The following is a 22,590-nucleotide window of genomic DNA, read 5'->3' as shown; positions in this document are numbered from 1 at the left end:
CGACTGGACACGGTGTCGGAAACTACTGCCACAGCAGGTCGTTCACGCGGACCTCGATCAACCGGGGTCCGTCCTCCGGCCCCGGGTCCTCGGCGAGCGCGGCACGCAGCCCGGCGGCTCCGTCGACCGTCGTCGCTTTGATGCCGAACGCCGTCGCCAGCGCGGCGATCTCCACCCCGCTGATGTCGGTGAGCGGGTACTCCTCTCGCTCACCGCTGCTTTTCCGCATCCCGGCGACCACGGCTTGGTACTTTCCGTTGTTCACCACGAGATATGTCACCGGCAGCCGGTAGCGTGCCACGGTCCAGAACGCGGGCACGCCGAACTGGACCACGCCGTCGCCGACCACCGCGAGCACGCGCTCGCATCGCGCCATCGCCACACCTGCCGCGGCACCCATTCCCCAGCCGAGCGAACCGCTCGCGGTGGCGAACAGCGAATCCGCCCGCGTGCGCTGCAGAAACCGCAGCAACGGCAGCGTCGAGGTGACCGCGTCGAGGACCAGCAGACGTTCCCCGCCGATGACGTCGGCGAGGGTGCGCATCGCCACCGCGGCGCTGAATTCCCCATCCAACGGCACTTCCGCGGCCCAGCGAGCGCGCCGGTTTTCGCTGTCCTGGAGCACCCGGGCAGGCCATTCGCTCCGCGAAGGCGCGCGGACTCCGTCGGCCAATCCGCGCAACGCGGCCGCGGTATCGCCGACCACCGCCCCGGCTGGGACATACCGACGGCCAGGCTCAGCAGCGTCCTCGGAGAGATGCAGGATCGGGACGCCGGACGGCAGCGCCGCGACCTCGGCCGAGAACTCCAGCGGGGTCGGCATGCCCGCCAGCACCAGTAGGTCCGCTTCCGCCAGCATCGGCGCGCGAGGCTCGAACAATCCGGCGTACAGCGGATGATCCGTGCGGAAGGACCATCGCTCGAGGTCGCGCCGGGACTCCACGAACACCGGCGCGCCGAGCCGCTCCGCCAACCGCGCCAAGTCCGTCTCGGCCCTGCGCCGCGCGACGTCCGATCCCGCGACGATCACCGGTCGTCGCGCCGCGTCGAGCAGCGCGCTCGCGTGCCGGACCGCCTCCGCGGCCGGGCCCTGTCGCGCACCCCGGCGGACCGGAGGCGCGACACCGGGTTCAGCGGCCAGATGGTCTTGCGGGATGGTGAGGATCGCCGGTTGCTCCGGAACGACCGTGGTATGCCACAGCGTCCGGCTGACATCTTCAAGCAGGTCCTCGGCGCGGAGGTTCTGCCAGGCATGGCCCACGTACGGCGCGGCCGTTTCGAGCAACCGGGGCGAAGTCGTCAACGCGCGGTGCGGGAGCGTCGCCGTGCCCTTGATCCCCGCGAGAACCGCGACGCTGCTGCGCGCGACCTGCGCCGCGTACAGATGCGCCAAGCCATTCGCGACCCCGACGTTCGTGTGCAGGTAGGCGACGCCGATCCGACCAGAGGCGCGCGCGTAGCCGTCGGCCATGGATACCGAGATCGCTTCGTGGGTGGTCAGCACGAACTCGGGTCCGCCTCGCCGGGCGGCAAGAGCGTCGAGCACTGGTATCTCGCTGGTGCCGGGGCAGCAGAAGACGTGCTCGACTCCCCACTGCGCCAAGGTTTCCAGCAACCGCGCCGCAGCCGTCATGCCCGGCACGTTACGCAGCACGCCGGGCCGGGCGCTCCGACGCGGCGACGGAAGAAACCCGGCGGACTGTGCGACACGGTGTCGGGGATCGGAGTAGGTTGCGGCCAATGACTTCTTCCCGGCACGACGGAGACACCTGGGACCTGGCGTCCAGCGTCGGCGCGACCGCGACGATGGCCGCGGCGGCGCGGGCGATCGCGACCCGCGAGGACAGCACACTGTTCTCGGACCGCTTCGCCGAACCGCTCGTACAGGCGGTCGGCGTCGACCTGCTGGCCAAACTGGCGTCCGGCGAGGCGGAGTCGGGCGCGCTGGTCGGGCAGATCTGGATCGACGCGGCCAAGATCCGCGGCAAGTTCTACGACGAGTTCTTCCTCGACGCGTCCGCCGCGGGCATCGCGCAGGCGGTGATCCTGGCGTCCGGTTTGGACTCCCGTTCCTACCGGCTGCCCTGGCCCGACGGAACCGTGGTGTACGAACTCGACCAGGAACCGGTGGTCGAGTTCAAAGCCCGCACCCTGGCCCGCCTCGGCGCCGAGCCCACCGCAGACCGGCGGCCGGTCGCCGTCGACCTGCGCGACGACTGGCCCGCTGCCCTGCGCGCCGCCGGTTTCGACCCGGCCCAGCCGACCGCGTGGAGCGCCGAAGGCCTGCTGGGATACCTGCCGCCCGAAGCGCAGGATCGCTTGCTGGACACCATCACCGAACTCAGCGCGCCGGGAAGCCGGGTCGCCACCGAAAACCGGCCCAACCCGCGTCCCGGCGACGAGGACAAGACGAAGGAACGCCTCGACCGCATCTCCGAACAGTGGCGCGGCGAGGGTTTCGACACCGACATGACGCGGCTGCGCTACTTCGGCGAGCGCAACGAAGCGGCTCCGTACCTGAGCGGGCTCGGCTGGACGGTGCGCGGAAGCACGGTCCGGGAACTGCTCGCGGCCAACGGCCTGCCGCCGCTTCAGGACGACGATCTCCGCATGGGCGACCTTCGGTACATCACCGGCACCCGCGGCTAGCACATCGCTCGTGGTCGAGCCATCACGCCTGGTCACACGTGGTTCGTAGCCGATTTGTGATGGTGATCACGGGCCATACCGAGGGTTTGCCTCCGGCGCGCACGAATCCCGAGCACAGCAGTCGATCCCGAAGAGTTTTCCAGTTCGGCCGCCGACTGGGAAGGTCACCGGAAGATAACGGTTTCATGGAGATCCGTGCGTTCCAGGCGAGGATCTGCGTGTGCTCGCCCCCGCCGACCAGGTTCGTTTCGCTTTCGAGCCGCTGTACAGCCTCTACAGCGGCTCGGCGGTCGCAGTCGAAGCGGTCGGGCATCCGGGCACCGGCTGGGTCCCGGACCTTCTCGACGCGGCGGGCGACCAGGCGCAGCTGATCGACGCCGACCTCGACCTCGTCGCCCGCGCGGCCGCGGTGGTCCCGCCGAACGCGGCCGGGGTGTCGCTGCACCTCAACCTGAGCGCCAGCGCCGCCGGCGCGCCCGCCGAGCGGTTCATCCCGCTGCTCCAGACCCTGGAACGCACCGGCCGCCGACCCGCCGACGTCGTCTTGGAAGTCACCGCCCCGCTCGCCCTCCCGAATCCGGGCACCCTGCTGCGGGGCCTGCACCGGCTGCGCGACCTGGGCTTCCGGCTGGCCTTCGACCGGCTCGGCGCGGCGGGCCTGCCGATGAACCTGCTCGCCGAAGCGCCGATCGAGATGATCAAACTGGACCGCGCGACGCTGCGCCGGCTCCCGGCGAACGCGGCGACCGTCGCGCTCGTCGAGGCCCTGGTGCAGTTCGCCGCGCAGACCGACCTGCGGCTCGTCGCGACGGGAATCGAGAACGACGCGGAACTCGACCTCGCCCGGCGCTCGGGAATCCGGCTGGTGCAAGGGAATCTGTTCGCCACCGCCGCCCCCGAACGCGTACTGCCCGCCGCCGAACGCGGCGATCAGCCGGGCACCGCGGCCGTGTCGCCCGCCGCCGGACTGCGGATCCCCGAATTCCTCCGCCAGGCCAAAACCCTGCCGGACGACGCGACGTGCGACGACGTCCACGCGATCCTGTCCGCCGAACACGCGCCGAAGGCCATCGTCGGGCTCGACCAGCAAGCGCGTCCACAGTGGACGATCGACCGGATGCGGTTCCTGCTCGCGGTGACCGGCCGGTACGGGCACGCGCTGTACTCCGGGAAACCCGCCGCGAAACTGGCCGGACCGCCGCGGCTGGTCCGGATCGACACCTGCACCCGCGAACTGCTGGAGCTCATCGCCGACGGCGGGGCCGAGAACAGCGGCGACGACCTCGTCGTGACCGACGCGTCCGGCCGGTACCAGGGCGTGGTGCGGCCGAACGAGGTGATGCGCCGGATGGCCGCGGTGAAGGTCGAGGCCGCGGTCGCGCTCAACCCGCTCACCCGGCTGCCCGGCAGCGACGCGATCGCCCAGGACGTCGCCCGCCGGGCCGGAGCCGGACGGCCGTTCGTCGTGGCCTGGCTGGACATCGACCACTTCAAACGGCTCAACGACACCGCCGGGTTCGCCGCGGGCGACGACCTCATCCGCGCCATCGGCCGAGCGCTGACCGACCACGCCCGGCGGCTCGGCGACGTCACCGTCGGCCACGTCGGCGGCGACGATTTCCTTGTCGTGTGCGGCATCGAGGACATCACGGCCCTCGCCGACGCCGTCCTCGGCCACGACTGGTCCGCCGACGGGGTGCCGGTCACGCTCTCCCTCGCGAGCCTCGTCCAGACCGGCTCCTCAACGGGCACGTACCGCGAAAGCGCGCGGCTGCTGGCACCGTTGAAGAAGGAGGCCAAGGGCATCCTCGGATCGAGCTGGGTCAACAGCTGGCCCGGCGCCGGACGGGCGCAGATCCTCCGCGGCAGCAAGGAAACGAACGGCCTGCCACCGGAACTGCTGCCCCAGCGGTAGTCACTCGTCCGGCAGTTCGTCCTTGGCCAGCAACGCATGCACCCGCCCGAAGCGCGAACGCAGCGCCGGGTCGAGCTGATCGACCAGCACCGCGCAGCCGACCAGCTCCGCGCCCGCCTCGCGCACCAGGTCGCGCACCGCCGACGCCTGGCTGCCCGTCTCGATCCAGTCGTCCACCAGCACCAGCCGATCGCCCGGCGACAGCGCCGACCGCTGCATCCGCAGGACATGCCGGAAGCCCCGGTAGTCCGGGTCCGTTTCGCGGGTCAGCTTCTCGCCGGGAAACAGCCCGGCGGCCTTCCGGACCGCGGCGAACCCGACGCCCAGTTCCAGCGCGACGGCCCCGCCGAGCAGGAAGCCGCGCGATTCGATCCCGCACACCGCGGTCACCCCCGCGTCCCGGAACGGCTCGGCCAGCGCCTTGACCACCTCGGCGAACGCCGCGCCGTCCCGGAAAACCGGCCAGAGGTCGGCATGTCCGTCGACCCAGCGGAAGCGGTCCAGCAGAAGCGCACGTGTCATGCGGCGATCCTGGCCGGTCGCCGGGCGGTCAGGCGAGCCGATTTCCCGTCACCTGGCGAGCCGGGCGCGGGCCTCCTCGGTCTGCGGCGCGAACAGGTTGACGAGGTTGCCGTCCGGGTCGCGGAACAGCAGCGAACGGTTGCCCCACGGCATCGTCGTCGGCTCCTGCACGACCTCGGCGAGCAGCGGCCGCAGCCGCGCGAACTCCCGGTCGACGTCCTCGACCAGGAACTCCAGGATGACGGTCCGGTTCTCCTCCGGCACCGCCGCACCCGCGCTGAACAGCGCCATCGTCTCGGCGGCTCCGATCGCCAGCGTCGCCGTCGCGCCGACGAACTCGGCGAACTGCTTCGCCGGACGGCTCGCCACGAGACCGGTCACCTGCTCGTAGAAGGACGTCAAACGGTCGACGTCACCGGTGATGATGCGGACAGAAGTCAACTGCACGGCCACATTCCTTTCTGGTTGCTCAGTGGCCACGCTAGAAGCAATAGTGGACAGGATCCGCCCGGTATTGCGAGAATTCTCCGCATGACCCGGCCGATCGCCCGCGTGCTGGCGCTGCTGGAAATCCTCCAGGGCGGCGGCACCCGGACCGTCGCCGAACTCGCCGGGCGGCTGGACGTGGACGAACGCACCGTCCGCCGGTACGTCGAGCACCTGCTCGACCTGGACATCCCGGTCCGCTCCGTGCGCGGCCGCTACGGCGGGTACCGGCTCGCGCCCGGTTACCGGATGCCGCCGCTGATGCTCACCGACGAGGAGGCGCTCGCGGTGCTGCTGGGGCTGGTCGCGGGACGGCGCGCCGGGCTGGTCACCACGTCGGTCGCGGCGGCGGAAAGCGCGGTCGCGAAGGTCCGCCGGGTGCTGCCCGAGGCGCTCGGCCGCCGGCTCGACGCGTTGCTGGAGGTCGCCGACTTCACCACGCCCGCTCGCCCCGCGCTCACCGCCGAGGCAGAGGTCCTCCTCGCGGTCGCCGAGGCAGCGCGCGACCAGCGTCCGGTCAAACTCGCCTACACCGCGGCGCACGGCCGAAGCAGCGAACGCGTCGTCGAGCCGTACGGTGTCGTGGCACATTCCGGCCGTTGGTATCTCACCGGCTTCGACTCAAGTGCCGGACAGGTGCGCACGTTCCGCGTCGACCGCATCGAGCGGGCCGAACCGCAGGACGGAACCTTCAGCGCCCCAACGGATTTCGACCCCGCCCACCAGGTGCTGACCGGCATCGCCGAAGCACCGCACCAGCACGAGGTAGCAGTGCGGATCCGCGCGACCCCAGAAGAAATCCGCGCGATGTTCCCGCCGTCCATCGCCATCCTGGAAGCCGACGACCCGTGGGTCCGCGCGCGCATCCGGGCCGAACGCCTCGACTGGATCCCGCCGCGCCTCGCCGCACTCGACCGGCCGTTCGTCATCGAGCGGCCGGACGCGCTCCGCGACCAGATGCGCGCCCTCGCCGACCGGCTGACCGGTTACGCCGGATCCTCCTCCAGCGCGACATCCAGCAGTGCACCCAGCTCGTTGAGCTGAGCCGCCGAAAGCCGGCTGAACGACTTCTTCACCACGACGTCCGCCAGTTCCTGCCCCGCCGCCCGCAGCTCCGCGCCCTTCTCCGTAAGCCGATGCCGCACCGCGCGACCCGGACCCGGCACCCGCTCGATCAGGCCGCGCTCGACCATCCGCGCGGCCAGCGTGCCGAAGGACTGGTCGGTCTGGAAGGTCAGCACGGCAAGGTCGTGCAGCGACGCCTCCGGGTGATTCGCCAAGTGCCGCAAGGTGTCCCACTGCACGAGCGACAGCCCGAGCGGCTGCAACGCGTGGCTCAGCGCGCGGTGATGGCGGTGCTGCAGTCGCTTGACGGCCAGTGCGACGTCGGCGTGGCGGTACCTCATGGCCGGGGAGCCTACCCCGTTCCGAAACAGGTTGCTTATCTAAGCTTCCTTATATAAGGTTTCTGATATGACTTCCTCGGAGACACTCCAGATCCCCTCGGCCGGACCGGTCGAGCTCACCGTCCACGACCGCACCCGGACGTTCCTGCTGCTGCACGGCGGAGGCGGCGTCGCGACGATGACCGGTTTCGCCGACCTGCTGGCGGAACGCACCCACTCGCGCGTCCTGCTCCCCACCCACCCCGGTTTCAACGGCACCCCGAAAGCGGCTGAACTCACCAACGTCACCGCACTGGCCAAGGCTTACGTCGCCCTGCTAGACCACCTAGACGCCTCGAACGTGACCGTGATCGGCAACTCCTTCGGCGGCTGGCTGGCCGCGGAAATCGCCCTGCTGCACAGCCCGCGCGTCAGCCGCGCAGTGATCGTGGACGGCATCGGCATCGAAGCCGCCGGACACCCGCTGGCCGACGTCCGCGGCAAGACCGTCGCCGAAATCCAGCAGTTCTCGTTCCACGACCCGTCAAAGGCCCCGGTACCGCCCGCCGGGAGCACCGGCCCGAGCCCCGACGTGCTGGCACTGGTGGGTTACACCGGCCCGGCGATGACCGACCCGACACTGGCCGAGCGACTGGGCAAAGCGGACATCCCCGTCCACGTCCTGTGGGGCGAAAGCGACCGCATCGCCGATCCTGGGTACGGCGAGGCCTATGCCGCGGCGATCCCGGGTTCGACCTTTACTGTGCTTCCTCGTACCGGGCATTTGCCGCAGGTCGAAACGCCGGAGGAACTGCTCGGCGCGCTGCTCGCCCTTGACGCATAACCACGACAACCCGCGGGGAACCAGAACTCCGACCCACTTTGCGCCGCGTCCGGCGGCAGATGCCCGCCGCGCGACTGGCGAACGAGTACGGCCCCGCGGAAGAAACGGCGTGGTGCACCGCCTGGCACGTACCGTCCGGCGACCCCCCTAAAGTCTCCCGCGACCAAGGCCGCGCGGAAGCACGCTCGGCACAGGCAGAGCACAGGCAGAGCACGCCCTCCGCCGACCGAATTCTTCCGCCAGCTCCGCGCTACCCGGCCGTATCGCGCCGCACCTCGCGCCCCGCCGAGTCGCACCCGACGACCTCGCCGCGCCCCGCCTCGCGACCCCCGCCGCACCCCACCTCACATCCCTGTCGCGCCCCACCGCGCCTCCCCGCCGCACGCCACATCGCGACCCCGCCGAACCCACCTCGCAACCCACCGAACCCACCCTCAGGTCTCCGCCGAGCCGCACCTCGCACCCCGTCCGACCCCCGCCTCACATCCCTGTCGCGCCCCACCGCACCTCCCCGCCGCACGCCACATCGCGACCTCGTCGCACCCCACCTCGCCTCCGCACCGCATCCCCGCCGCACCCCCTCGCTTCCCCGCCGAGCCCCACCGCACGTCCTCGCCGGGCCCCACCTCACACCGCCGAACCCCCTCGCATCCCAGCCGCGCCGCACCTCGCGTCGGGCGCCTGCCGCGGCCGAAACCCGGACATCACCTCTCCCGCACCATCCAGCCCTGCCGAACCCGCAGGTCCACGCACTGAACCGCACCGCAAACCCCCGCCTCACCGCTTCCTGTTACTACCAGTTCTGAATTAAAAAATGGCAACTGCTCCTTGCTGATATCTCAACGCACACTTACTGTGATCCCAGTCGCTCGCTGAACGAAGGAGATCGCAGTGCCTCGCAGTCACGATCCTCAACCGGCCGGCTGGCGGGTCGGCGCCGACATCGGCGGTACGTTCACCGACGTCATCGCGCTGGGCCCGGCAGGCGAGGTCGTCCCGATGAAGGTGCCGTCGACCCCGCCCGAGTACGGCGAGGGCGTGGTGACGGCGACGACGGCGGTGCTGTCGGCCGCCGGGACGGAGGCGGAGTCAGTCGTCGCGATGCTGCACGGCACCACGGTGGCCACCAACGCGATTCTGTCGATGAGCGGAGTCCGGACCGCGGTGGTCACCACCCGCGGCTTCCGCGACGTGCTGGAGATCGGGCGGCTGCGGCGTCCGTCGCTCTACGACCTGTCCTGGTCGAAGCCGGAACCGTTGGCGCGCCGGAGGAATCGCTACGAGCTCGACCAGCGCATCACCGCCGACGGGCAGCTCTCCCCCTCGGCCGACGCGGACGAGGTCCGTGCGCTGGCCGGGCGATTGCGCGCGGACGGCATCGAAGCAGTCGCCGTGTGCCTGCTCAATTCCTACATCCGGCCGGACGAGGAACGGCGGGTCGCCGAGTTGCTGCGTGCCGAACTGCCCGAGGTCTACGTCACCGCATCAGTCGACGTATCCCCTCAGCCGCACGAATTCGAACGCACCAGCACCGCGGCCGTCAACGCTTACGTCGGCCCGGCGGTGCACGGTTACCTCACCCGGCTGGAAGCGGGACTGCGCGCCGAGAACGTCCGTGCGCCACTGCTGGTCATGCAGTCCAGCGGGGGCCTGCTCGATGCCGCTTCGGTCGTGCGACGGCCGGTGCAGATCATCGAGTCCGGCCCTGCCGCCGGGGTCACCGCCGTGCAGAAGCTCGGGCAGCTGATCGGACTGTCCACAGTGGTCGCCTTCGACATGGGCGGCACCACGGCGAAGGCCTCGCTGATCGAGCACGGGGAACCGTTCGTCTCGGCGGACTACGAGGTCGGCGGCGGGATGAACGTGGCGCGCGGGCTCAGTTCCGGGGCGGGCTACCCGGTGCGGGCGCCGTCGATCGACATCGCCGAGGTCGGGTCCGGCGGCGGCAGCATCATCTCCGTCGACTCCGCGGGCGCGCTCCACGTCGGACCGGCGAGCGCCGGGTCCCGGCCGGGGCCGGCCTGCTATGGCCAGGGCGGCGAACTGCCGACCCTGACGGATGCCAACGTCACGCTCGGATATCTCAGCCCGCAGTCCCTGGCCGGCGGGCGCGTCGCGATCCATCCGGACCTCGCCGAAAAAGCACTGTCCACAGTGGCCGAACAGCTCGGCGAAGACATCCCAGGGGCCGCACGCGGGGCATATCAGGTAGCCGTCTCTAGTATGACAACCGCGGTCAAAGCGGTCACCAGCGAACGGGGCAGGGATCCGCGCGAAGCCACGATGGTCGCGTTCGGCGGCGCCGGCCCGCTGTACGCCGCCGCGCTGGCCCGCGAACTGGGCATCGACACTGTGCTCGTACCGGTGCACCCCGGACTCTTCAGCAGCCTCGGCCTGCTCGTCGCCGACACCGAACGACACGAGCTCTCCCCGTACCGCGCCGAATTCGCTGAGATACCAGCGCTCGCCGAGGAATTCGCGCGACTGTCCGAAAAGGTCCGCGAGGAACTCGGCGAGGACGCGATCGTGGACCGCCTGCTGGACATGCGCTACCGCGGACAGCGCTTCGAACTACGCATCCGTGTTCCCGACGGCGAGCTCACCGAGGACCTGCTCGCCGAGACCCGCGCCCGGTTCCACGCCGAACACAAGCGCACCTACGGCCGAGCTGGCACCGACGACCTGGTCGAGCCGGTGAACCTCCGGGTGCGCGGAAGGCAGCCCACTCCAGTGTCCATTTCGGACGTGCTGGCTCTCCCCGAGTCCGAGAGCAAGGCACCATCGACCCGGGAATGTCGTTTCGCCGAAACAGTTTCCGCTCCTGTCATCACCCGCGCCGCGCTCGGCTCCACCCCGGCGCCCGGACCGATGATCATCGAGGACATGGACGCCACCACCCTCGTCCCGCCCGGTGCGCAGGCGCACCGCGACCGGTTCAACAACATCGTGATCACCTGGAGTGCCGCATGATCCGCGACGCCGTGACGTTCGAGGTCTTCCGCAACGCCGTCACCGGGATCGCCGACGAAATGGCGATCACCGTCCTGCGCACCGCGCATTCGCAGCTCGTCGCGTCCAGCATGGACTTCTCCGCCGCGCTGTGCGACGCCCGCGGCCGGGTGATCGCCCAGGCGAACACGCTTCCGGTGCACCTCGGGTCCATTCCGGACGCGATGGAAGCGATCCTCGCCGAGTTCGGCGATTCGGTGGCGCCCGGCGACCTTTACCTGCTCAACGACCCGTCGCTCGGCGGCATGCACCTGCCGGACATCTTCGCGGTTTCCCCGGTGTTCGGCGGGGAAACGCTGCTCGGGTTCGCGGTCACCGTCGTCAACCACACCGATGTCGGCGGCTGGGCGGCCGGGTCGATGGCAGTCCAGTCCACTAATATCTTTGCCGAGGGAATTCAGATCCCACCCTCGCGGCTGATCGACGCGGGCACCACGAACGAAACCTTCCTGCGCGTGCTGCTGCGCAACGTCCGCGAACCAGAACTCCTGCGCGGCGACCTGGAATCCCAGCTGGCCGCCTGCCACACCGGAGCCGAAGGACTGCGCGCCCTCGCCGCTCGCCACGGCGTCGAACGGCTCTCCGAGCTGATCGACGAACTGCTCGACTACTCCGAAACCCTCCTGCGCGCCGCACTCGCCGAAGCCGTTCCCGGCACGTACGAGTTCACCGATCACATCGACGACGACGGCCTCGGCTCCGGGCCGATCCCGATCCGCGTCAAGGCGACCCTGTCGGAGTCCGGAATCGAACTCGACTTCACCGGTTCCTCGCCGCAGGTCGGCTCCGCGCTCAACGCGACCGAATCGTTCACCCGCTCCGCCGCCTACGCCGCGCTGCAAGGCGTCCTCGCCTCCGACATCCCGGCGAACAGCGGCTTCTACCGGCCGTTCACTTTCGTCATCCCGCCAGCGTCCATCCTCAATGGACAGCGCCCGGCCGCTCGCGGGGCACGCGGACTGGTCGGCTTCCGGATCATCGACGCGGTGCTCGGCGCGCTCGCACCGGTGTTCCCGGACCGGGTGCCCGCCGCGGGCGAGGGAGGTCCGGACGGCATCGCGATCGGGCTCGTCGGCCCGGACGGCGAATCCATGGTGCTGTGGGACCCACTCGCCGGCGCGTGGGGCGCCCGGCCCGACCGCGACGGCGTCGACGGGATCAGCTCGCTGGGCGCGAACCTGACCAACACCCCGGTCGAGGAACTCGAACGCTCCGGCCATCTCCGCATCGACGGCTACGGCTACCTGCCCGACAGCGGCGGCGCGGGCCGCTGGCGCGGCGGCCTCGCGACGTTCCGCGACATGACGCTGCTGGCTCCCGAGGCCAGCGTGCAGATCCGGTCCGACCGGCGGAGGTTCCTGCCGTACGGGCTGTCCGGCGGTGCGCCGGGGACTCCGTCGCTCAACGTCCTCGACCAAGGCGGTCCGGGCGAACGCGTGCTGGAGTCCAAACCGCATTTCGCCATGACCGCCGGAACCCGGCACCGGCACGTGACCGCAGGCGGGGGCGGTCACGGACACCCGTTCGGCCGTGAACCGGAGCGGGTACTCGAGGACGTCCTGGACGGCAAGGTCACCCGCGAAGGGGCCGAACGGGACTACGGCGTCGTCATCGACGACGGGGGGATCGACCTGGCCGCTACCGCCGCCGCACGCGGCAAGGCGCGCTGACGCACCACCACTCCCATTCCCCGACAGATCGGACTTCGCCATGAGTTCCCATGTCGCCGCCGGCCGGAGCACCGTCGCTCCGCGCACCTGGCGGAAAGCGGGCATCCGGATCATCCCGCTGGTCGGCCTCGCCTACGTGGCGAGCTACATCGACCGCGCCAACGTCGGCTACCTCGCCGCCCCGATGTCCCGCGACCTGCACTTGAGCACCGGCCAGATCGGGCTCGCCGCCGGACTGTTCTTCATCGGCTACATCCTGGTCGAGGTGCCGAGCAACCTGGCGCTGCGGCGGTTCGGCGCGCGCAAATGGATCGCGCGCATCATGATCACCTGGGGCCTGGTCACCGCGGCCACCTCGGCGGTGAACTCGGCCGCGACGCTGTACCTGGCCCGGCTGCTGCTCGGGTTCGCCGAGGCCGGGCTCGCCGCCGGGATCCTGCTCTACCTGACCTTGTGGTTCCCGCGCCGCCAGCGTTCCTGGGCGTTGTCGGCGTTCTTCCTGATGACACCAGTGTCCTCGATCATCGGCTCGCCGCTGGCCGCCGCGCTGCTCGAATGGGGCCAGCAACTGTTCGGCATCGCGGGCTGGCGCTCGCTGTTCCTGGTCGAGGGCCTGCTGACGGTGGTGGTCAGCATCCTGGTCTTCGTCTTCCTTCCCGACCGCCCCGCGACCGCGCGCTGGCTCGACGACGACGAGAAGGCAGCGATCGAGGCGACGCTCGCCGCGGAAGCCGAGGAACACCGGGCCCACGGCGCGCTTTCCGGCCTGCGCGAGGCACTGACCAGCCGCCGCGTCTGGATCATGGCCGTGACCTGGTTCGCCATCGCGTTCGGGCTCTACCCGCTCCAGTTCTTCCTGCCGACGATGCTGCGGTCCATCACGCACAGCATCGGCGGCGCGGGAGATGTCAGCAGCGTGCTGTTGTCCGCGATTCCGTACGCGGTGGCATTGCTGGCGCTGCTGGTATGGGCTCGTTTCGCGGCCCGGCGTACTGCAGTGACGGCCACTGCCATACCAATGGCGCTCGGTATTGTCGGATTGTTGCTGGCGACGTTCACCAGCAGCGGCACGCTGTTCGTCATCGCGGTCTGCCTGAGCGTTTCCGGGATTCTCACCGCGATGCCGCAGTTCTGGCGGATCCCGGCGATCGGGCTGACCGGCGCGGCCGCCGCGTCCGGGATCGCGCTCATCAACTCGGTCAGCAATCTCAGCGGGTTCATCGGGCCGTACTTCACCGGCGCGGTCGCGTCGGCGACCGGCAGTTTCACCTATGCGCTGCTGGCGATCGCGATCATCATGACGGCAGGACTGACCGCCCTGCTCACCACGGGGCGGCGGATGGAACGACTGGACGGGAACCTTTCATGACCACTGCACTGATCGTCGGCGACATCCAGCGGGGCATCACGGACGGCTACCCGTTCGCCCGCCAGGTCGTGGCACCGCTCACCGGGCTGCTGCCGCGCGCCCGGAAAGCCGGGGCGCTCGTCGTCTTCGTGCACTTCGCCATGCGGGACAACGGGACCGACCTGCCCGACGGCGCGCTCTACCGGTCGTTCTTCGACGCCCGCGACGCGTTCCACGAAGGCTCGCCGGGCACCGAACTGGCGTTGCCGGTGTCCGAAGAGGACGTCGTCGTCCTGAAGCGCCGCGCCAGCGCGTTCGCGGGCACCGACCTCGACCTCGTGCTCCGCGCTCGGGGCGTCCGCGACCTCGCGATCGCCGGAGTGGCAACCAGCGCGATGGTCACCGCCACGTGCTACGACGCGGCGGATCGCGGTTACCCGGTGACCGTGCTGCGCGACGGATGCGCCGACAGCGATCCGGCGGTCAACGACTTCCTGCTGGACAAAGTCTTTCCCAGCCGAGGATTCGAGGTCGTGTCCTGCGCCGGATGGATCGGAGACACCGCGTGAACACCGCGTTGCTGGACCGGCTCCGCACCGAACTCGCGGGCCGCCCACCTCGGCTCGACCTAGTGGTCTCCGGTGCGCAGGGACCGACGTTGAGCTTGGACGGCGAGACCCTGGTCAATCTCGCTTCGAACGACTATCTCGGCCTCGCCGGATCCCCGGAAGTCCTTGCCGCGGCCCGGGAAGCGATGCGCGATCAAGGACTCGGCGTGGCCGCCGGCCGGGTGCTCTGCGGTACCCGAAGTGTCCACAGTGCACTCGAGACGGCCATCGCCGAACTGGTCGGCACCGAGGACGCCGTGTTGTACGGCTCGTGCTTCGACGCGAACCTCGGTGTCTTCGCCGCCCTGCTCGGCCCGGACGACGTGATCTTCAGCGACGCGCTCAACCATGCCAGCCTGATCGACGGCATCCGGCTGTCGCAGGCCCAGCGGCGCGTCTACGCCCACTCGGATCTCAACGAGCTGGAGCGATATCTCACCGAGAGCACGGAGGCACGGCACCGGTTGATCGTGACCGACGGCGTGTTCAGCATGGACGGCGACCTCGCCGCGCTCCCCCGGCTCGCCGAGCTGGCGCGACGGTACGACGCGGTGCTGCTGGTCGACGATTCGCACGCGACCGGGGTGCTCGGCGGCGGCACTGCCGAGCACTTCGGCCTGGTCGGCGAGGTCGACCTCGTCACCGGAACACTCGGCAAGGCGCTCGGCGGCGCGGCCGGAGGCTTCGTCGCCGGGCCGCGCGCGGTCACCGAAACCCTGCGCCAGGTTTCGCGGCCGTACGTCTTCACCAACGCGATGGCGCCTCCGCTCGCGGCCGCCGCACTGACCGCGATCCGGCTCGCTATTCACCGCCCAGAACTGCGGGAACGCCTGGCCGCCAACACTTCCTGGCTGCGCAGCGCCTTGCGGGATCTCGGGTACGAGGTTCTGCCCGGCGAACATCCGATCGTCCCGGTGATGCTGCGAGGCGGAACGCTCGCCGTTGATATGGCAGCGGCACTGCGACGGGAAGGCGTCCTGGTCTTCGCGCTCTCGCACCCGGTCGTCCCGGCGGGTGAAGAGCGGATCCGCGTGCAGGTCTCGGCCTCGCACACGCGGGAGCACCTCGAACAGGCGTCCGCGGCTTTCGGCCGGGTCCGCGGTCTGCTGGCGGCCGCATGACCGCCGTCGAGGATCTCCGCGCTCCTACCAGCACGGACAGCCGGGAACTCGCCGGACGGGTCGCGATCGTGACCGGCGGCGCGAGCGGCATGGGTCTGGCCACAGTGCACGCGCTGGCCAGCCGGGGCGCGACCGTCACGGTGTTCGACCCCGCCGCGCCAGCCGCCGAGGAACTGGCGGCGACGCTGGCGGTTCCGGCGGAGCGGATCCGGTCGATCGCGGTGGACGTCACGGATGCCGCTCGGGTCGGCCGTGCGTTCGACGCGGTGCTGGCCGAACAAACCCGGCTCGACATCCTCGTCAACGCGGCGGGTATCGCACCACCGACGGCATTTGAAGATATCACCGAGGCCGAGTGGAATCGGGTGCTCGCGGTCAGCGTGCACGGCACGTTCCTGTGCTGCCAGCGCGCGCTGCCCGCGATGCGAGCCGGCGGATGGGGCCGGATCGTCAATTTCTCCTCCACCGCGGGAAAAACCATCAGCACCGCGGGCGGCGCGCACTACACGACAGCCAAGCACGGCGTCCTCGGCCTCACCCGGCACCTCGCGAAGAACTACGGACCGGACGGGATCACGGTCAACGCCGTCTGTCCCGGCCTGATCGACACCCCGATGGTCCGCGGCCTGCTTTCCGCCGCCGCGCTCGGCGAAGCCACCCGCTCGTTCCCGGTGCCGCGCGCCGGGATGCCCTGGGAGGTCGCGGAACTCGTCGCGTTCCTCGCGTCCGACCGAGCGGCCTACATCACCGGCGCCGCGATCGACATCAACGGCGGCGACCTCATCGTCTGAGCTTCACCTCGGCGAAAACCCTTGCCAGATCACAGCACCGGGGTCCGGTGCTGCCCGAAACCCTGACCAGAAGGCGAGTTCCCTCGTGCACCCCACCATCCGACACCGCATCGGCGGCCGGGAAACCACCGGTCATTCGACCCGGACCGCGCCGGTGTGGAACCCGGCGACCGGCGAGCGCCAAGCCGACGTCCTGCTCGCCGAACCGGCCGACGTCAACGCCGCGGTGCGAGCCGCGCGCATCGCGGCGCCGGACTGGGCCGACACCTCGGTCATGCGCCGGGCGCGGCTCATGTTCGCGTTCCGCACGTTGGTCGAAAGCCGACTCGACGACCTGGCACGGATCGTTTCCGCCGAACACGGCAAGGTTTTCGAGGACGCGAAGGGCGAACTCGTCCGCGGCCTGGAGGTGATCGATTTCGCCTGCGGGATCCCGCAGCTGCTCAAAGGCGAGTACTCCGACCAGGTCTCGACCGGCGTCGACCTGTTTTCCTTCCGGCAGCCGCTCGGCGTGTGCGCGGGCATCACGCCCTTCAACTTTCCCGCCATGGTCCCGATGTGGATGCATCCGATCGCCATCGCGACCGGCAATACGTTCGTGCTCAAACCGTCCGAACGCGACCCTTCCGCGGCCAACTTCGTCGCCGAACTCTACGCCGAGGCCGGTTTGCCCGACGGCGTCTTCAACGTCGTGCACGGCGACAAGGTCGCGGTGGACGCGTTGCTGGACCATCCGGACGTCGCCGCGGTGTCGTTCGTCGGCTCGACCCCGATCGCGCGGTACGTGCACGAGCGCGCGACCGCGAGCGGCAAGCGCGTGCAGGCGCTCGGCGGCGCGAAGAACCACGCCGTCGTCCTGCCCGACGCCGATCTCGAAAACGCGGCCGAGCACCTGGTTTCCGCCGCGTACGGATCTGCGGGCCAGCGGTGCATGGCGATTTCGGTGGCCGTCGCGGTCGGTGACGTGGCCGAGCCGCTGGTCAAGCTGATCGGCGAAAAGGCCCGTGCGATCAAGGTCGGTCCGGGGCTGGCACCAGGGTCTGAGATGGGACCTGTCGTGTCGCCGGAAGCACTCGAGCGCGTCCGGGGCTACCTCGACGCCGGGGTCGCGGCGGGTGCGGAACTCGTCGTCGACGGGAGAGATATCACCGTCGAGGACAGCGGATTCTTCGTCGGGCCAACGCTTTTCGACGGCGTCACCCCCGAGATGAGCGTCTACCGCGACGAGATCTTCGGCCCGGTGCTCGTGGTCGTGCGCGTCGATTCGCTGACCGAGGCGATCGACCTGATCAACGCGAGCGACTGGGCCAACGGCACCGCGATTTTCACCGGAAGCGGCCGCGCGGCGCGGCAGTTCCAGCGGTCGGTGCAGGTCGGGATGATCGGCGTGAACGTCCCGATCCCGGTGCCGATGGCGTTCTACTCGTTCGGCGGCTGGAAACACTCCCTGTTCGGCGCGCACCACATGCACGGCCCCGAAGGCGTCGCCTTCTACACCCGCGCCAAGGCGGTGACCAGCCGCTGGCCGGAGGCACCCGAGGAGGCGAGCCTGCACTTCCCGACCGCGGTCTGAGCGGTGCGGTCCGGGGAGACCGTGCTCCCCGGACCGCACCGGTCAATTCAGCGGTATTTCGATGTTCGCCCTGCTGACCGAAGTGCTCTTGGTCAGCACTTGGAGCACGTCACGGCGCACCCGCTCGCACCGGGCCCGCATCGAGAAGCGCGCACCCTCCGCGTCACGGTCGCGCAGGCTCTCGAAAATCGCGTGCAGTTCGCCCGGCGGGCTCGCGACGTCCGGAGCGATCATCAACACCATCCGCAGCACCCGTTCCAGTTCGTCGAGGACGTCGACGAGCGATTTGACGAGCCGGCTGTTGCCGCTGAAGTGGGCCATGATGGCCTCGAATTCGATCCCGACCGGCAGCCAGTCGTCGAGCGCCGTCTCGCCCGGGACGTAGTCCGATGCGATTTTCGACAGCACTTCGAGCCGCTCGATCGCGGGCACCGAGATGCCGTTGCGGGCCGCTTCGGCAGCCGCCTCTGCGGCCAGCAGCGTACGCAGGCCGCAGAGATCGTCGGTGTCCTGCAACGTGATCGAGCTGACGAGGTAGCCCGCGCGCGGAAGCGCGCTGACCAGACCGTCTCGGCGCAGCCGGGCCAGCGCCTCGCGCACCGGCGTCTTGCTGATCTGCCACTGCTGCGCGAGCGAGGTCTCGGTGAAACTGCTGCCGGGACGCAGCGTCAGATCGATGATCTGCCGGCGGATCGCCCGGTACGCCTGGCTGGTCCGGTCGAGGCCGGATTCGTCCTGGCCGACCAGCAGCAGCGCGGGGATGTGCGGCGTGCCGGTGAGAACGTCGTGGATGTCGGACACCCACTCAGAATACCAGTATTGCTGGTTGATATGGCACGGGTACATCTTCAGAGACCTCCAAAGATATCTACCGTTGATACTGATATCTCAATGTGCGAAGCTGCTCGTATGCCGCGAAGCAGTTCGACCTCCTGGACTCTCCCCGCCTCTCGCGATGTCCCGGCACTGGGCGCGCTGAGCGCTCGCGACCGGGCCCGCCGCACCGGCGTCCGGATGCTCCCGCTCGTGGGAGCCCCGGTCCTGCCGATGCCCGAACACGTCCGCGAGGCCGTCCGGCTGGCGATGGACAAACCCGACCCGCGCGACAGCCGGGGCCTTCCCGAACTCCGGTCGGCCATCGCCGCGGAACTCGGTCCCGGCATCGATCCCGAACGAAGGCTGCTGGTGACACACGGCGCGCAGCACGGGCTTTCCCTTGTGCTGCGCACCGTCCTCGAGCCGGGCGACGAGGTGATCGTGCCGACCCCGGCGTACTTCTTCGACGGGGCGATCCGCGAATCCGGCGCCGTGCCCGCGTACGTCCCCTCCCGAGAGGACTGGACCTTCGATCTCGACCGCATGGCCGCCGCGGTCACCCCGCGCAGCCGCGCCATTCTCCTGTGCAATCCGGTCAATCCCACCGGCTACCTCCCCAATGCCGCAACCATCGCCGCGGTGGTCGGCCTCGCCGCCCGCCACGGCCTTGTCGTGATCTCCGACGATTCGTGGCGGCACTTCGCCTATGACCGGAACGAACACCATCCGATCGAGGGAGCGGCCGGGGAGTGGCCGCACCTGATCACCGTCACCAGCCTCAGCAAGTACTACGCGCTGGCGACCTGGCGGATCGGCTATGTGCTGGCCCCGCCGGAAATCATCGACGCGATGGAACGCCGCCTGCAATGGGAAGCCGTCTGCTGCGGCGCGGTCGCACAGCACGCGGCGGCCGCCGCCCTCACCGGACCGCGCGAGTGGCTCGACCGCGAACTCGTGACGTACCAGCGGAAGCGCGACCTCGTGTGCGACGGCATCGCGGCCAGCGGGCTCCCCGCACCAGTGCGCCCCGGCGGCGGCGCGTTCCTGCTCGCCGATTGCGGCCGGCTCGGCGCTGCCCCGGAAGACATCGACCGAGCCTTGCTGCGCAACGGAGTCACCGCGATCCGCGGCGCCGACCTGCATGCTCCGGACACGCACGTCCGGCTCACCTTCGGCGCACCGGAACCCGTGCTGGAGGAGCTGGTCAGCGCGCTGAAACGAGCCCTGCTGGAGTCTTAGCCGCACCGGTTTCGCGGCGTCCCCGAAGTCCGCTACTCTCGGTGTGGCATCTATCACCGTGTCAACACGCGGGAGGTACGCGTCGTGACCGACGCCGTCAACGCACCGCCGGGGGTCAACCCGAACGAGTCGAGCGCCGCCCGCGTTTACGACTATCTGCTGGGCGGGAAAGACAACTACGAGATCGACCGGCAGGTCGCCAGGGAAGCCGCCCGGGTGATGCCGGACATCGCGGAAACCGCGCGGGTCAACCGGCACCTGATGACCCGGATCTGCCGGTTCCTCGCCTACCACGCGGGCATCCGCCAGTACATCGACTGCGGTTCCGGCATGCCGACCGCGGAGAACGTGCACCAGATCGTCCAGCGCGCGGACCCGCAGACGAAAGTCGTCTACGTCGACTACGACCCGGTGGTGGCCAGCCACGGGCGGGCGCTGCTCGACGAGAACGAATTCACCGAATACATCCAGGCGGATTTCTTCGACCCGCCGAGCATTCTCGACCACCCGACGGTCACCGAGCACCTCGACTGGAACGAGCCGATCGCGGTGCTGTTCCTGCTGGCCCTGCACCACCAGACCGGCGACCGCGAGCTTCCGGGAAAGGTGACGAAGGAATTCATCGACCGGCTCCCGTCCGGTTCGTACGTGGCGATCTCGCACCTGCTCGACCCGCACGACGGTTCCGAGGACGACGAAGCGGTGCAGGGCATCATCGAATCGGTCCACAACGGATCGATGAAGGACGTCTCGTCCCGCACCCGCGCCGAAATCAAGGAACTGTTCCACGACATGGAGCTGATCCCGAGCGGTCCGAACAAACCCGCGGAAATCGTGCCGGTGGTCGAATGGTGGCCGGACGGCCCGCTGCTGGGCGAGCCGACGGTCGCTCAGCGGATCGTGGCGGTCGGGGTCGCGCGGAAACCCTGAGATCTTACGACTGCGGGCCGGTGGTCCGGCCGGGCTGAACGCTCGGCTGGACCACCGGCCCTCTTGTCACGGGGAAACCTCTGACCGCACAACAGGTTACGACGCGACCGGCACCGGTTCCGCTGCCTTCGCCGCCGGGGATCGCCGCAGTGCGGCCATCCCCACCACCGCGAACACCACGACAATCGCCGCGCCGATCCCGGCGACCGTGTGCAGCCCCGAGCTGAACGCGTCCCGTGCCGTGGCCAGCAGCTGTTCGCCGGTCGCACCGGGCAGCGTCGCCGACGCCTCCATCGCACCGGCCATGCTGTCGGTCGCCTGGGCAGCCGCCGCGGCGGGCACGTGGGCTGGTACCGCGATCTGGTCGCGGTACACCGCCGTCGCGACGCTGCCGAACACCGCGATCCCCATGGCGATCCCGAATTCCGCGCTGGTCTCCGACATCGCCGAAGCCGCGCCGGCCCGCTGCGGCGGGACCGAGCCGACCACCATTTCGGTGCACAGCACGCCCTGCGGCCCCATGCCGAAGCTGGCGACCGACATGCCCAGCACCACGAAAGCCACCCCGCCTGCCCCATTGGCGAGCGTGAACAACAGGATTCCGCCCGCCGCGATCAGCATTCCGAAGCCCAGTACGAATTCCGGCCGGAACCGGCGCGCCAGCCGCGGCGCGATCATCGACCCGGCGACCACCGCGAGCGCCTGCGGAACCAGCAGCAGCCCCGCGTCGACCGTGCTCAGCCCGGCGACCATCTGCAGATACTGGCTGACCAGCATGAACACGCCGCCCATGGTGACCGCGCCGACGAGCATGATCGCCACCGCCGCACTGAACGCGCGCACCCGGAACAACTGCAGGTCCAGCAGCGGATGCTCGAGCCGCCGCTGCCGCCGGACGAACACCACGCCGACCGCGAGCCCCGCGACGAGCACGACGATTTCGGTCAGGGACAAGCCGTTCTTGGCGATTTCCTTGAGCGCGTAGATGACCGGCAGGATCGCGGCGAGCGACAGGGCGACGCTGGCGAGGTCGAGGCGCCCGGCGGCGTTGTCGCGGTATTCGGGAACCAGCTTCGGCGCGGTCGCGAGCAGCAGGACCATCACCGGCACGCCCATCAGGAACACCGAACCCCAGCGGAAATGCTCCAGCAGGAACCCGCCCGCGACCGGGCCGACCACCATGCCGCCCATGAAACAGCTCATCCACACCGCGATCGCGGTGCCGCGCTGTTTGGGGTTCGGGAACATGTTGCTGATCAACGCGAGCGTCGACGGCATGAGCGTCGCCCCGGCGATCCCGAGCACGGCCCGCGCCGCGATCAGCATCTCCGGAGTGGTCGAGAACGCCGCCGCGACCGACGCGAGCCCGAATGCGCCGCCGCCGATCATCAGCAGCTTCCGCCTGCCGATCCGGTCGCCGAGCGTGCCCATCGTGACGAGGAATCCGGCGATCATGAAGCCGTAAATATCGATGATCCACAGCAATTGCGTGCTGGACGGCCGCAGATCCGCGGCGAGGTGCGGAACCGCGAGGTGCAGCACGCTCATGTCCAGCGACAACAGCACGGTCGGCAAGGCCAGTACTGCCAGGCCCAGCCACTCGCGTCGTCCGGCGCTCATTTCTGTCTCCCCTGCGTGTCTTTCCAGTCGTCTCACTGAAGCGACGATCGGGGTGCACGCGGAT

The 22,590-nt window shown here is 69.8% G+C and carries 19 protein-coding genes; 13 read left to right on the top strand and 6 right to left on the bottom strand.

The features are described 5' to 3' along the window. Positions 1–22: 22 nt before the first annotated feature. Positions 23–1,633: a thiamine pyrophosphate-binding protein gene (locus WA670_RS27835; RefSeq protein WP_336159297.1), complete on the bottom strand. Its 1,611-nt coding sequence runs from the start codon at positions 1,631–1,633 to the stop codon at positions 23–25. A gap of 107 nt (positions 1,634–1,740) precedes the next feature. Here WA670_RS27835 and WA670_RS27830 point away from each other — a divergent pair, with 107 nt between their 5' ends. Further along, positions 1,741–2,649, top strand: a complete 909-nt coding sequence (locus WA670_RS27830) for an SAM-dependent methyltransferase (RefSeq protein WP_037817890.1) — start codon at positions 1,741–1,743, stop codon at positions 2,647–2,649. Positions 2,650–2,869: 220 nt separating this feature from the next. Then, the gene (locus tag WA670_RS27825; protein WP_037817888.1) at positions 2,870–4,564 is read left to right on the top strand and encodes a bifunctional diguanylate cyclase/phosphodiesterase; all 1,695 of its coding nucleotides are present in this window, start codon (positions 2,870–2,872) and stop codon (positions 4,562–4,564) included. On the opposite strand, the gene WA670_RS27820 is transcribed toward WA670_RS27825, so the two are convergent. Further along, positions 4,565–5,086 carry a phosphoribosyltransferase family protein gene (locus WA670_RS27820; RefSeq protein WP_037817885.1) on the bottom strand — a complete coding sequence of 174 codons (522 nt, stop codon included), beginning with the start codon at positions 5,084–5,086 and terminating at the stop codon, positions 4,565–4,567. It lies immediately after the preceding gene. 48 nt (positions 5,087–5,134) lie between these two features. Continuing rightward, positions 5,135–5,533, bottom strand: a complete 399-nt coding sequence (locus WA670_RS27815) for a VOC family protein (protein ID WP_037817883.1) — start codon at positions 5,531–5,533, stop codon at positions 5,135–5,137. An 84-nt stretch (positions 5,534–5,617) separates the two neighbouring features. Between WA670_RS27815 and WA670_RS27810 the strand changes: the two genes are divergently transcribed. Next, on the top strand, positions 5,618–6,616 hold the full coding sequence (locus WA670_RS27810) for a helix-turn-helix transcriptional regulator (protein ID WP_336159296.1): 999 nt from the start codon (positions 5,618–5,620) through the stop codon (positions 6,614–6,616). On the opposite strand, the gene WA670_RS27805 is transcribed toward WA670_RS27810, so the two are convergent. Then, a complete protein-coding gene (locus WA670_RS27805) occupies positions 6,559–6,978 on the bottom strand; it encodes a MarR family winged helix-turn-helix transcriptional regulator (protein ID WP_037817880.1) in 420 nt (139 codons plus the stop codon). The two genes, WA670_RS27810 and WA670_RS27805, sit on opposite strands and share 58 nt — an antisense overlap. A 67-nt stretch (positions 6,979–7,045) precedes the next feature. Here WA670_RS27805 and WA670_RS27800 point away from each other — a divergent pair, with 67 nt between their 5' ends. The 8 genes from WA670_RS27800 (at position 7,046) to WA670_RS27765 (ending at position 17,921) form a co-directional block, all read left to right on the top strand. Then, on the top strand, positions 7,046–7,801 hold the full coding sequence (locus tag WA670_RS27800) for an alpha/beta fold hydrolase (protein WP_037817878.1): 756 nt from the start codon (positions 7,046–7,048) through the stop codon (positions 7,799–7,801). Positions 7,802–8,692: 891 nt separating this feature from the next. Continuing rightward, positions 8,693–10,771 (top strand): hydantoinase/oxoprolinase family protein, encoded by a 2,079-nt coding sequence (locus tag WA670_RS27795; protein WP_134664843.1) that lies wholly within the window; start codon positions 8,693–8,695, stop codon positions 10,769–10,771. Continuing rightward, entirely contained in the window at positions 10,768–12,480 is a 1,713-nt protein-coding gene (locus WA670_RS27790) for a hydantoinase B/oxoprolinase family protein (RefSeq protein ID WP_037817869.1), read from the top strand. Before WA670_RS27795 ends, WA670_RS27790 begins: the two co-directional genes overlap by 4 nt. 40 nt (positions 12,481–12,520) lie before the next feature. Further along, positions 12,521–13,849: an MFS transporter gene (locus WA670_RS27785; protein ID WP_037817867.1), complete on the top strand. Its 1,329-nt coding sequence runs from the start codon at positions 12,521–12,523 to the stop codon at positions 13,847–13,849. Next, complete coding sequence (locus WA670_RS27780) at positions 13,846–14,397, top strand: cysteine hydrolase family protein (protein WP_037817864.1); 552 nt, start codon at positions 13,846–13,848, stop codon at positions 14,395–14,397. Before WA670_RS27785 ends, WA670_RS27780 begins: the two co-directional genes overlap by 4 nt. Next, positions 14,376–15,557: a glycine C-acetyltransferase gene (locus WA670_RS27775; protein WP_336159295.1), complete on the top strand. Its 1,182-nt coding sequence runs from the start codon at positions 14,376–14,378 to the stop codon at positions 15,555–15,557. The genes WA670_RS27780 and WA670_RS27775 overlap by 22 nt, the downstream gene beginning before the upstream one ends. Beyond that, entirely contained in the window at positions 15,554–16,348 is a 795-nt protein-coding gene (locus WA670_RS27770; RefSeq protein ID WP_238604699.1) for an SDR family oxidoreductase, read from the top strand. Before WA670_RS27775 ends, WA670_RS27770 begins: the two co-directional genes overlap by 4 nt. Positions 16,349–16,433: 85 nt before the next feature. Further along, a complete protein-coding gene (locus WA670_RS27765) occupies positions 16,434–17,921 on the top strand; it encodes a CoA-acylating methylmalonate-semialdehyde dehydrogenase (RefSeq protein WP_336159294.1) in 1,488 nt (495 codons plus the stop codon). Positions 17,922–17,963: 42 nt separating this feature from the next. Here the strand turns inward: WA670_RS27765 and WA670_RS27760 are convergent, their stop codons facing one another. Then, on the bottom strand, positions 17,964–18,722 hold the full coding sequence (locus WA670_RS27760) for a GntR family transcriptional regulator (RefSeq protein ID WP_037817858.1): 759 nt from the start codon (positions 18,720–18,722) through the stop codon (positions 17,964–17,966). Between the two features lie 225 nt (positions 18,723–18,947). On the opposite strand from WA670_RS27760, the gene WA670_RS27755 reads away from it, so the two are divergent. Beyond that, positions 18,948–19,976 carry a pyridoxal phosphate-dependent aminotransferase gene (locus WA670_RS27755; RefSeq protein ID WP_205670044.1) on the top strand — a complete coding sequence of 343 codons (1,029 nt, stop codon included), beginning with the start codon at positions 18,948–18,950 and terminating at the stop codon, positions 19,974–19,976. A gap of 84 nt (positions 19,977–20,060) precedes the next feature. Further along, entirely contained in the window at positions 20,061–20,906 is an 846-nt protein-coding gene (locus WA670_RS27750; protein WP_037817855.1) for an SAM-dependent methyltransferase, read from the top strand. Between the two features lie 96 nt (positions 20,907–21,002). On the opposite strand, the gene WA670_RS27745 is transcribed toward WA670_RS27750, so the two are convergent. Then, positions 21,003–22,526: an MFS transporter gene (locus WA670_RS27745; protein WP_336159293.1), complete on the bottom strand. Its 1,524-nt coding sequence runs from the start codon at positions 22,524–22,526 to the stop codon at positions 21,003–21,005. Positions 22,527–22,590 lie beyond the last annotated feature (64 nt).

Origin of the sequence: Amycolatopsis sp. VC5-11 (genome assembly GCF_037034185.1) — a bacterium.
Lineage (GTDB): Bacteria > Actinomycetota > Actinomycetes > Mycobacteriales > Pseudonocardiaceae > Amycolatopsis > Amycolatopsis nivea.
This window is presented reverse-complemented; position numbering and strand designations above follow the sequence as displayed.